This is a genomic window from Kribbella solani, assembly GCF_014205295.1.
Classification (GTDB): domain Bacteria; phylum Actinomycetota; class Actinomycetes; order Propionibacteriales; family Kribbellaceae; genus Kribbella; species Kribbella solani.
In genome coordinates, this window is the sequence record NZ_JACHNF010000001.1 from 1,264,960 (window position 1) to 1,277,430 (window position 12,471).

The window sequence follows — 12,471 nt, forward strand, 5'->3', positions numbered from 1 at the left end:
GTGCGGCGCGCGGACATCGGCTGCGTCCTGGTCATCGGGTCCGGACCGATTGTCATCGGTCAGGCCTGCGAATTCGACTACTCCGGAACCCAGGCCTGCCGGGTGTTGCGGTCCGAGGGGCTGCGGGTCGTGCTGGTGAACAGCAACCCGGCCACGATCATGACGGATCCGGAGGTCGCGGACGCGACCTACATCGAGCCGATCACGCCGGAGTTCGTGGAACGGATCATCGAGCGCGAACGACCCGACGCGCTGCTGGCGACAGTCGGCGGTCAGGTCGCGCTGAACACGGCTGTGGCGCTGCACTCGCGCGGCGTCCTGGAACGGTACGGGGTGCAGCTGATCGGCGCGTCCGTCGATGCGATCGCTTGCGCCGAGGATCGCGAGAGTTTCAAGAAGATCGTCGCGCTGGCCGGTGGTGAGGTGGCGAACTCGGCGGCCTGCACGTCGATCGCGGAGTGCCTCGTCGCCGCGACCCGACTCGGGTATCCGGTCGTGGTTCGGCCGTCGTTCACGATGGGCGGCGTGGGCTCCGGCATCGCGTACGCGGAGGACGATCTGCGCCGGATCGCCGGCGCGGGCTTGTCGGCATCGCCCACTTCGGAGGTGCTGATCGAGGAGTCGTTGCTCGGATGGAAGGAGTACGAACTGGAGGTGATGCGGGATCGCGCGGACAATGCCGTCGTCGTGTGCGTGATCGAGAACCTGGACCCGATGGGCGTGCACACGGGCGATTCGGTCACCGTGGCGCCCGCGATGACGCTGACGGATCGCGAGTACCAGGAGATGCGCGACCTGGCGTTCGCGGTGGTCCGTGCGGTCGGCGTCGACACCGGTGGGTGCAACATCCAGTTCGCCGTGAAGCCGGATGACGGCCGGCTGATCATCATCGAGATGAACCCGAGAGTTTCCCGATCATCGGCGCTGGCGTCGAAAGCGACCGGCTTTCCGATCGCGAAGATCGCTGCCCGGCTCGCGCTCGGGTACACGTTGGACGAGATCGCGAACGACATCACCCGGCAGACGCCGGCGTCGTTCGAGCCCGCTTTGGACTATGTGGTGGTCAAGGCGCCCCGCTTCGCGTTCGACAAGTTTCCGGCCGCGGATGCGGGACTGACCACGCATATGAAGAGTGTGGGCGAAGCGATGGCGATCGGGCGATGCTTCACCGAGGCACTGCAGAAGGCCCTCCGGTCGCTGGAGCGGCCAGGCTGCGAGCTGGAGTTCGCCACCGAGCCGGGCGATCGGACGGAGTTGCTGGAGAAGATCCGGCAGCCCGGTGACGGGCGGCTGCAGGATGTCGTCGCGGCGCTGCGAGCAGGTGCCTCGATCGAGCAACTGCATGCCGCGACCAGGATCGATCCGTGGTTCCTCGATCAGCTGCTGCTCCTGTGCGAGATCGCGGTCGAGGTCAGGTCGACCGAGGAGCTCACCCGGCACGGGCTGTACCGCGCGAAGCGGCACGGTTTCTCGGACCGGCAACTCGCCGCGCTGCGCGGGACGTCGCCGGCGGCGATGCGGCGGCTACGGCATCAACTTGGTGTACGTCCGGTGTACAAGACAGTGGACACCTGCGCCGGCGAGTTCGACGCCCATACGCCGTACCACTACTCCGCGTACGACGAGGAGACGGAGATCAAGCACCGCGAGCGTCCCGCGGTGCTGGTCCTGGGCAGCGGGCCGAATCGGATCGGGCAGGGAGTCGAGTTCGACTATGCGTGCGTGCACGCGGTGATGGAACTCGCGCGGGTCGGCTACGAGACGATCATGGTCAACTGCAACCCGGAGACGGTATCCACCGACTACGACACGTCGGATCGGCTCTACTTCGAGCCCCTGACGTTCGAGGACGTCATGGAGGTCATCGACGCGGAGCGGCAGGCAGGTCCACTTGCCGGCGTGATCGTTCAGCTCGGGGGTCAGACTCCGCTGAACTTGGCCGCGGCGCTGGCCACGGCCGGCGTGCCGATCGTCGGCACGCCGCCGGAGGCCATCGACCGGGCCGAGGACCGCGGCGCGTTCGGGGAACTCCTGAGGCGAGCGGGACTCCCGGCCCCGGATCATCGGACCGCCGCGTCCGGCCGGCAGGCGCGCCAGGCGGCGGCCGGGATCGGGTATCCCGTGTTGATACGCCCTTCCTACGTACTCGGTGGTCAGGGCATGGAAGTCGTCAACGACGAGAAGGGCCTGACTGACTACCTGGACCGGGCCGCCGCGGTGGGTCCGGAGCATCCGGTACTCATCGACCGGTTTCTGGATGATGCGGTGGAGATCGATGTCGACGCGGTGTACGACGGGCACGAGCTGTACCTGGCCGGTGTCATGGAACACATCGAACCGGCAGGCATTCACTCCGGAGATTCCAACTGTGTCCTGCCGCCGGTGACGCTGGACCACCAGACACTGCTGCAGATTCGCAGCTCGACCGCGGCCATCGCGCGAAGGCTGGGCGTACTTGGCCTGTTGAACGTGCAGTACGCCCTGGCCGAAGGTGTCTTGTACGTGCTGGAAGCAAATCCCCGCGCTTCACGAACAGTGCCCTTCGTCGCCAAGGCGACCGGTGTGCCGCTGGCGAAGGCGGCGGCGCGGATCATGCTCGGTACAAGGATCGCTGAGCTGCGCGAGGAGGGGATGTTCCCCGTGCATGGTGACTGCGTCGACGGGCAGGTCGGCGCGGTGATCGCGGTGAAAGCGCCAGTCCTGCCGTTCAACCGCTTCCGTACGCCCGACGGCCGGGCGATCGAATCTCTCCTCGGCCCGGAGATGCACGCCACCGGCGAAGTCATGGGCATCGACACCACGTTCGGAGCTGCGTTCGCCAAGTCTCGAACGGCGGCCGGCGAGACATTGCCGTCGGCCGGTGCGGTGCTGGTTTCAGTAGCTGATCGGGACAAGCAGGACGTGCTTCAACCTGTGCGGCGACTCGCTGCTCTTGGGTTCACCATCTTCGCGACGCCCGGAACCGCCGATCTCCTGCGCGATCACGGCGTACCGGCAGCCATCCTCGCCGCGTGCGAGGACCGCATTCTCGCCGGGGAGGTCGACCTCGTGGTCAATACGCCGACCGCCGGCCTGATGCGTCGGGCCGAGGTGACCACCGGCTACCTGATTCGGAGTGCCGCGCTGCGGGCGAATGTTCCGTGCATCGGTACCACGCGAGGTCTCGCCGCGACGGTGCGGGGAATCGAGCTGAGCCGTGCAGGTCGGCCGGCGGTGCGATCCCTGCAGTCGTGGACGAGTGCTCGCCACGGGTAGTATTCTGAACCGTCCGTTTTATCTAATGAAACGATGGTTCGGCAATGTGTTGCGAACACGACGATGACGCCGCGCTGCCGGCGGTGGTGCGGTTGATGCTTGATCGCTATCGGGCCCGAGCGTTGGAGCTCGGGCTGGACTGGGGCGATGAGACTCCTGATTGCGACCGGCGCTTGTTGCCGTTCGTGCGGCACGCCGATCCCGGACGGGTCGCAGAGCTGACGGCGCGTCCGAACCTCGCCCGCATCGGCCGGCCCGTCGAGACCGGCGGCGCCGACGAAATCGCGCTTCTGGTCGCGCTGCTGTCGTTGCCGGATCCGCTCGACGGTCTGATCCGTGCGTTGCCGGCGTCATTGGCTCCAGGCCTTGTGATCACGCGGACCGGCGGCGTCGAAGTCGGTCATCCGCTGCCGTTCGCGGTCGGTGGTACGAAAGTGCCGTGCACGATTCTCGTACCGGCCGAAGGTTCGGTGCCGGCCCAGCTGTCGACGGCCTTCGTGACCGCGGGATCACCGGACCTGTCAGTTGGCGGTCACTCTGTCCGCGTGGTCGAGCCGGTAGCCGCGGGCAAACTCCAGCTGATCTCCGATGCGCCCTCACGCTGGAGTGTGGTCGACGAGCGTGGCGGCGGGTGGTATCCGGAGCATGCGCTGCCGAAGCGCGACATCCGTGGTCGGCCGTTCTTCCATGGCAATGAGCTGGTCCTTGATGTCCCGGCCGGGCGGGTCACCGTCCGGCTCGCCCGCGGCTGCGAGTTCCTGGAAGCCGACGTTGTCGTGGACGTTGCACCGGACCAGACGGTCCAGGTCGAACTGGCACCGGAGCGGCTGTACGACGGTGCCGCCCAGGGTTGGTACGGCGCCGATCTGCACGTCCATATGAACTACGGCGGTTTGGTTTGCAGTCCGGCGCAAGCATGCTCGATGCAGCAAGGCGAAGGTCTGCACCTGATGAGCCTGGTTGCCGGGAATCAGGCGACCGCACTGATCTATGACCGCGAGGCCTTCGAGTCGTCGGCCGGACAGGACCTGCCGCGGGCCTTGACCGGCGACTCGGTGGCTCGGTTCGGCGTGGAGTATCGAAATGATCTTCTCGGCCATTTCGGGGCCTTCGGCGCCACCTCACCTCCGGTGCGCTACCAGACCGGACATCCGCGGTCCGAGAACGTTGACGACTGGCCGCCGAACTCGGTCGCGGCCGAGGAGTTCCGGGATGCCGGTGCGACTGTCCATTACACCCATCCGATGTTCGCGCCGATGTCGCCCGACGGTTCACCGGACCGCGTGTTCGCGGACGTTCGTCCGGACTGGCTACCTGATCTCACCGGAACGGAGTTCGCTCCGGAAGCGCGGGAGCTTGTCGCCGATGCCGCTCTGGGTCTGGTCGACTCCGTCGACATTGTCGGCGTCGGCAACCGTGAGGGCACTGAGGCCTTGTACCACCGGTTGCTGAGTTGTGGGCTGCGATTGGCCGCGACCGCGGGGACCGATTCGTTTCTGTCCCAGCCGTCCGGTCCACCACCGGGCTGGGCGCGAGCGTACGCGGACCTCCGTGGTGCTGAGCTGTCGGTGGCCGGCTGGCAGGAAGCTCAGCGGGCCGGCCGCACTTTCGGTACGACCGGGCCTTGGCTCGAGTTCGGTGTGGCCGGACGCGGTCTCGGCGAGACCGTTGAGACAGCTACCGCAACCTGCCTTCCCATCCGCGCGAAGGTAGTGGGACACGCCGTGCGCCAACTTGAGGTTGTCGGACCGGATGGCGTGGTTGCGAGCGTCGCGGTCGGCCCCGATCAGCGTGAAGCCATGCTGGAAGCCGTCGTGGATGCTCGGGAGTCGTTGTGGCTCGCGGCAGTGGCACGCGGGGACGACCGCGCCGACGGGCTGGGGCAGACGTATGCCCACACCAGCCCGATCTGGGTAGCGGTTGGCGGCCTCCCGGTGACACGTCCCACTGACGCGACCTGGTGTTTGGACTGGCTCGACCGTTTCGAGGCGATGATTCGGCGACGAGGTAGGTTCTCCGATCCCAAGCAACTCGCCGACCTCGTCGACGTGATCGACCGAGCGCGTGCCTTCTACGCCGCGATCGTCGAGCGCGGGCGAGCCTGACCTACTGCTAGAGGTTCGGCCCGTACGGGAACAGCCGGTTGGGGTCGTAGGTGGTTCGGAGGTCGGTTAGGCGGGTGAAGGTGTTGGTTGGCCAGGAGGCTTGGTAGGAGCCGGGGATGGTGAAGGCGCCGGCGAAGTTGACTGTGGTTTCGGGATTGATCCAGGGCTTCAGGGCGGTGAGGACGGTGTCGGCGGCGGCTGGGAGGGCCGTGTCGAAGAGGGTTGGGTCGGGGACGCCGATCATGGTCAGGGTCGCGGCGCCGGTGCGGCCGCCGACGGCGGTGGTTTCCGGGAGGTCGCGGGTGGTGGCGCCGCCGAGGTGGCGGAGTTCGACGGCGATCAGCGGGAGTTGCTGGTCGGGGCCGGCCACCTGGAGGAACGTGGTGACGAAGTCGGCGTCGAGTTCGGAGAGCAGCAGGCCGCGGTCCCAGGACGGGGTCGGGTCCTTCGGGTCGTTGTGGATCAGCGGGATGTCGCTGCCGGGCATCTCGGCGACGGCGTCGATCAGTGGCGTACCGGCGTCGCGGATCGGCTGGAACAGGCGCTGACCTTCGGCGGCGTCACCGGTGTACGCGAACCGGACGCTCGCGACGGTCTTGCCGCGCAAGGGCGCGGGGATGAAGTCGAGCGGTGGGAGGCGGAGGATCACCACCGAGGAGTTCGCGGCCTCGGGGAGTGATTTGGTCCAGTCGGCCCAGGTGCCGAGTACGGCCGGGATGTGCTCGGCGTCGAAGAACGCCGATCCGCCGTACAGGGTGGGCAGCTCGACGAGTTCGAAGTCCATCGCGGTGACGATGCCGAAGCCGCCCTTGCCGCCGCGGAGGGCCCAGAACAGGTCCGGGTGCTCGGTCGCGTTCGCGGTCAGTACCTCGCCGGTCGCGGTGACGATCCGGAAGCCGCGGGCCCAGTCGGACGAGAAGCCGTAGGTGCGGGCGAGCGGGCCAAGGCCGCCGCCGAGCGTGTACCCGATGCAGCCGACCTGGTCGGACGCGCCGGCCACCGGTACCAGACCGTGTGGCGTACCGGCGGCGATCACTTCGTCCCATCGGCTGCCGGCCGGGATGTGCGCGATCTTCGTGGCGGCGTCGACCGTCACGCCGGTCATCCGGGTCGTGGTCACCACGATGCCGTCCTGGATCGGCACCGGGATGCCGTGGCCGGTGGCCAGTACGCGCACCGGGGTGCCGCTCGCGGCGGCGGCGCGGACGACCGCGGCCGCGTCGGCTTCGGACGTCAGCCCGACCACCACGTCCGGCGTGTGTGTCACCGCGAGGTTGAAGCCGGACAGTTCCGCGGCGTACCCGTCGTCGCCGCGGCCCAGCACCGGGCCGGCGACCGCGCCGCGCAGCTGGTTGATCAAGTCGTTCATGTCTCGATTCCCTCCCTGAGTCCCACCCTTGACCGCAGTCTTTCGTCCGGGTGGGTCAGAACGCATGGCATTTTCCGGCTAGCAGAGCAGGAAACACGCCTGAGAGGGGGGCCGACTCGACGGTAATGCCGACATGCTGAAACCCTGTGCCAGCGGCAGCGGTCTCCTGCGATCCAGGAGAGCGCCCGGGCCGCGAAGCTCAGGGTGAGACACGGAGGCGGTCGATGTTCAAGCGTATCGCAATAGTGAACCGGGGAGAAGCCGCGATGCGGCTGATCAACGCGGTCCGGGAAGTCAACGCCGAAGGCGGTGACCCGATCGAAACCGTGGCCTTGTTCACCGAGAGCGAGCGCACCGCGACCTTCGCCCGGGAGGCCGACCTGGCCTACCCGCTGGGTCCGGCGGCGGCGCGGCCGTACCTCGACCTGGCCGTGCTGGAGCGGGCGCTGCGGGAAACCGGGGCGGACGCCGCGTGGGTCGGCTGGGGGTTCGTCGCCGAGGACCCGGCGTTCGCGGAGCTGTGCGACCGGATCGGCGTCACCTTCATCGGCCCCTCGGCCGAGGCGATGCGCAAGCTCGGCGACAAGATCGGCTCGAAGCTGATCGCCGAGGAGGTCGGCGTACCGGTGGCGCCGTGGAGCCGTGGCGCGGTCGAGTCGCTGGACGCGGCGCTCGCGGCGGCCGACCGGATCGGCTACCCGTTGATGCTGAAGGCAACGGCCGGCGGTGGTGGCCGCGGCATCCGGGTGGTCCGCTCCGCCGACGAGCTTTCCGACGCGTACGCGCGAACCAGCGACGAGGCGGCCCGCGCTTTCGGTAGCGGTGTGGTGTTCCTGGAGCGCCTGGTCACCGGCGCCCGGCATGTCGAGGTGCAGGTGATCGCGGACGGTCAGGGCACCGCGTGGGCGCTCGGCGTCCGGGACTGCTCGGTCCAGCGCCGGAACCAGAAGGTGATCGAGGAATCCGCGTCGCCGCTGCTGGCCGCGTCCCAGGTCGAGGAGCTGAAGGCGTCAGCCGAGCGGCTCGCGCTCGCGGTCGGGTACAAGGGCGCCGCGACGGTCGAGTTCCTGTACCACCCGGGGGAGAAGAGCTTCGCGTTCCTGGAGGTGAACACCCGCCTCCAGGTCGAGCACCCGATCACCGAGCTGACCACCGGGTTCGACCTGGTCAAGGCGCAGCTGCACGTCGCGTCCGGCGGCCGGCTGGAGGGCAGCAAGCCGCTGGAGAGCGGCCATGCGGTCGAGGCCCGGCTGAACGCCGAGGACCCGGACCGTGACTTCGCGCCGTCGCCGGGCCGGATCGCCGTCCTGGACCTGCCGGCCGGGCCGGGCATCCGGGTCGACACCGGGGTCAGCGCGGGCGACAGCATCCCGGCCGACTTCGACTCGATGATCGCGAAGATCATCGGGTACGGGCGGACCCGCGATGAGGCGCTGGCGCGGTTGCGCCGGGCGATGTCCGCGACCACGGTGCTGATCGAGGGCGGTGCGACCAACAAGAGTTTCGTACTCGACCTGCTGGACCAGCCCGAGGTGATCGACGGCAGCGCCGACACCGGCTGGATCGACCGGGTCCGCGCGGAGGGCCGCCTGGTATCGCACCGGCACTCCGGTATCGCACTGGTCGCGGCGGCGATCGAGGGGTACGAGGACGCCGAGCAGGTCGAACGTACGCGGCTGCTGGAGACCGCGCACGGCGGCCGGCCGCAGGTGCAGCACGAGGTCGGTCGCGCGATCGACCTGAAGCTGCGCGGCGCGAGCTACCGGGTGACGGTGGCGCGGATCGGCCCGGAGCGGTTCCGGGTCGGCGTGGGGAACGGCAACGATCACCTGAAGGTGGTGGACGCCGAGCTGGAGCGGCTGGACGAGTACACGAGCCGGCTTGTCGTCGGCGGGCAGCGGTTCCGGCTGGTGACCGCGACGCATGGTCCGGTGCATCTGGTCGAGGTGGACGGCGTGACGCACCGTGTCAGCCGCGACGAGGGCGGCGTACTGCGTTCGCCCGCGCCTGCTCTTGTAGTGGCGACGCCCGTGCAGACCGGTGCGGAGGTTGAGTCCGGTGCGCCGGTGCTCGTACTGGAGAGCATGAAGATGGAGACGGTGCTGTACGCGCCGTTCAAGGCGATCGTGAAGGAGCTGCTCGTCTCGACGGGCAGCCAGGTGGAGACCGGTGCGCCGCTGCTCCGGCTGGAGCCGGTGGCGGACGAGACGGCTGAAGAAGCTGCTCCGGTGCACAACGGCGTCCAGCTGGACCTGCCGAACGGGACCGGCGAGAAGTCCGCGGCCGAGCGGGTCGAGCGAGGGCTGGACGACCTGCGGAGCATGCTGCTCGGGTTCGACATCGACCCGCGCGACGAGGGCGGCATGCTGGCCGACTACCTCGCCGCCCGCGCCGAGCTGGCCGCGCACGACGGCCCGCCGATCGGCGCGGAGATCGAGCTGATGACGGTGTTCGCCGACTTCGTCGAGCTGAGCCGGAACCGCCCGGCCGGTACGGACACCACCATCGAGAACCGGGTGCACAGTCCGCGCGAGTACTTCTACACGTACCTGCGGAGCCTCGACCCGGATCGTGGCGGGTTGCCGGCCGAGTTCCAGGCCCGGCTGACTCGGGTGCTGAGCAACTACGGCGTGACCGGTCTGGAGCGGAGCCCGGAGCTGGAGGAGGCCGTCTTCCGGATCTTCCTGGCCCAGCTGCGGTCCACTCCGGACGTACTGCTGGTGACGTCGGTGCTGCAGCGATGGATCGCCGAGCCGCTGCCGGCCGCGCCGCTCGACGAGTCCGTCCACGAACTGCTGGACCGGCTGGTACTGGCGACGCAGCTGCGCTTCCCGGTGGTTGGTGACCTCGCGCGGAGCGTCCGGTTCCGCTGGTTCGACCAGCCGCAGGTGGACGCCGAGCGTGCCTCCATCATCGCCGGCGTCAGCGACGAGGTCGCCGAGCTGGCCGCGCGGCCGGACGTGCCGAACCGGCAGGAGCGGATCGACGCGCTGGCCGCGATCCCGGAGCCGATCGTGCGCTTCCTCGCGCAGCGGCTCGAGGGTGGCTGGGGCGAGCGGGAGCCGATGCTCGAGGTGCTCGTCCGGCGGCACTACCGCGAGTACGAGCTGCACGACCTGCGCGACTTCGTGGTCGACGGCCGGCCGTTCGCGACCGCCGACTACACGATCGACGACCGTCCGAGCCACCTGGTCACGACGGTCGGTACGGTCGCGGAGCTGGCCGACGCCGGCAGTGCGCTGTCACAGGCGCTGACCGCGCGGATCGACGCCCGCCCGGCCGGTCACGAGGCAGTTGTCGAGCTCTATCTGTACGGTCCGGACCTGCCCGAGTCGCAGCAGGACGCCGCGGATCAGTACCAGCGGATGGTCGCCGACCTGCCGATCGCCCAACGCGTACGCCGGATCTCGGTCGCGGTCGCGCCCGGCGCGGGTGGGCCGGTCTCGTACTTCACCTATCGCCCGGCCGGCGGGTCGATGGTCGAGGACGACAACGTTCGCGGGGTACACCCGATGGTCGGCCGCCGCCTGAACCTGTGGCGGCTGCGGGACTTCCGGATCACCCGGCTGGACGCGCCGGAGGACGTGCTGCTGTATTACTGCGTCGCCCGCGAGAACGAGGCCGACCGGCGGCTGGTCGCGCTGGCCCAGGTACGCCAGTTCGCGGTCGCCCGCGACGAGGACGGGCAGGTCACGTCGCTGCCGCACGCGGAGCGCGCGATCGCGAACTGCCTGGAGGCGATCCGCCGGGCCCGGACCGCGCGCGGCGCGGCCGGCGCGAAGCTCGACATGAACCACGTCTGGGTGCAGATCTGGCCGGTGGTCGACGTCCAGGTCGACGAGGTGACCGCGCTGCAGCGCAACATCGCCCCGATGACCGCGGGCGCCGGGATCGAAGAGGTACTGGTCCAGGGCGACGTCGCGGCGCCGGACGGTTCGATCAACCCGGTCGCCGCGCGGTTCTACTACCAGCACGGCGCCGGTGTCGTGACCTCGATCGAGCAGCCGCCGACCGGCCGGCTGCTGCCGCTCGACGACTACGCGCAGAAGGTGCAGCGTTCGAAGCGCCGGAACACGATCTACCCGTACGAGGTCAGCGGCATGGTCGCGGGCCAGGGCGGTACGTTCGTGGAGCACGACCTGGACGACGCCGGCAACCTGGTACCGGTGGACCGGGCCAAGGGCCTGAACAAGGCCGGCGTCATTCTCGGCCTGGTCACCACGCCGACCGAGCGGTACCCCGAAGGCGTCACCCGGGTGGCGCTCAGCGGCGACCCGACCAAGGCGCTCGGCGCGGTCGCCGAAGCGGAGTGCTCACGGATCATCGCGGCGCTCGACCTCGCGGAGCGGATGCGGGTGCCGGTCGAGTGGTACTCGCTGTCCGCCGGTGCCCGGATCTCGATGGACTCCGGTACCGAGAACATGGACTGGGTCGCGAAGGCGCTGAAGCGGATCGTCGAGTTCACCCAGGACGGCGGCGAGATCAACGTCGTGGTCGCGGGCATCAACGTGGGCGCGCAGCCGTACTGGAACGCCGAGGCGACCATGCTGATGCACACCAAGGGCATCCTGGTGATGACGCCGGACAGCGCGATGGTGCTGACCGGCAAGCAGACGCTGGACTTCTCCGGCAGCGTGTCGGCCGAGGACAACTTCGGCATCGGCGGGTACGACCGGGTGATGGGGCCGAACGGCCAGGCACAGTACTGGGCGCCGGACCTCAAGGGCGCCCGCGACGTACTGATGACGCACTACGACCACACCTACGTCGTACCGGGGGAGCACGGTCCGCGCCGGGCGGCCACCACCGACCCGATCGATCGCGACGTCACCCCGTACCCGCACGAGGCGGTCGGGAGCGACTTCAAGACCGTCGGCGAGATCTTCGCCGCGGCCACCAACCCGGACCGGAAGAAGGCGTTCGACATCCGCACGCTGATGCGGGCGGTCACCGACCAGGACCACCCGGTGCTGGAGCGCTGGGCCGGGATGGCCGACGCGGACACCGCGGTCGTGCAGGACGCGCGGCTCGGCGGGTACCCGGTCTGCCTGGTCGGGATCGAGTCCAAGTCGGTGCCGCGCCGGGGCTTCCCGCCCACCGACGGCCCGGACACGTACACCGCGGGCACGCTGTTCCCGCGGTCGTCGAAGAAGGTCGCGCGGGCGATCAACTCGGCCAGCGGCAACCGGCCGCTGGTGGTGCTGGCGAACCTGTCCGGCTTCGACGGCTCGCCGGACTCGATGCGGAACCTGCAGCTCGAGTACGGCGCCGAGATCGGGCGGGCGATGGTGAACTTCCGCGGCCCGATCGTGTTCTGTGTCGTCTCCCGGTACCACGGCGGCGCGTTCGTGGTGTTCTCGAAGTCGCTGAACCCGTCGATGACCGTGCTCGCGGTCGAGGGTTCGTTCGCCTCGGTGCTCGGCGGCGCGCCGGCCGCGGCGGTCGTCTTCGCGGCCGAGGTGGACGCCCGGACCGCCGCCGACCCGCGGGTCGCGGCGCTGGCCGAGCGGGTCGGCGACGCCACCGGCGCGGAACGGGCGGCGCTCGCGACCGAGCTCGCGGACGTCCGGATCGTCGTCAGGGCAGAGAAACTGGGCGAGGTGGCGACCGAGTTCGACCGCGTGCACAGCATCGAACGGGCCCGCGAGGTCGGCTCGGTGGACGCGGTGATCAGCGCCCGGGAGCTGCGGCCGAAGTTGATCGAGGCAATCAAATCCGGGGTACCCGGAGAGTGATCGGTGG

Annotated in this window: 4 protein-coding genes; 3 read left to right on the plus strand and 1 reads right to left on the minus strand. The window is 69.3% G+C overall.

The window, feature by feature from the left end; all coding sequences use genetic code 11:
- Both carB and HDA44_RS05535 read left to right on the plus strand, forming a co-directional pair.
- The gene (gene carB, locus HDA44_RS05530; protein ID WP_184831895.1) at positions 1–3,255 is read left to right on the plus strand and encodes a carbamoyl-phosphate synthase large subunit; all 3,255 of its coding nucleotides are present in this window, start codon (positions 1–3) and stop codon (positions 3,253–3,255) included.
- Between the two features lie 95 nt (positions 3,256–3,350).
- A complete protein-coding gene (locus HDA44_RS05535) occupies positions 3,351–5,360 on the plus strand; it encodes a CehA/McbA family metallohydrolase (RefSeq protein ID WP_184831897.1) in 2,010 nt (669 codons plus the stop codon).
- 7 nt (positions 5,361–5,367) lie between these two features.
- Here HDA44_RS05535 and HDA44_RS05540 read toward each other — a convergent pair whose 3' ends face one another.
- A complete protein-coding gene (locus HDA44_RS05540; RefSeq protein ID WP_184831899.1) occupies positions 5,368–6,729 on the minus strand; it encodes an FAD-binding oxidoreductase in 1,362 nt (453 codons plus the stop codon).
- Positions 6,730–6,953: 224 nt separating this feature from the next.
- Here HDA44_RS05540 and HDA44_RS05545 point away from each other — a divergent pair, with 224 nt between their 5' ends.
- Positions 6,954–12,464, plus strand: a complete 5,511-nt coding sequence (locus HDA44_RS05545) for an ATP-binding protein (RefSeq protein WP_184831901.1) — start codon at positions 6,954–6,956, stop codon at positions 12,462–12,464.
- The last annotated feature ends 7 nt before the right edge of the window (positions 12,465–12,471 follow it).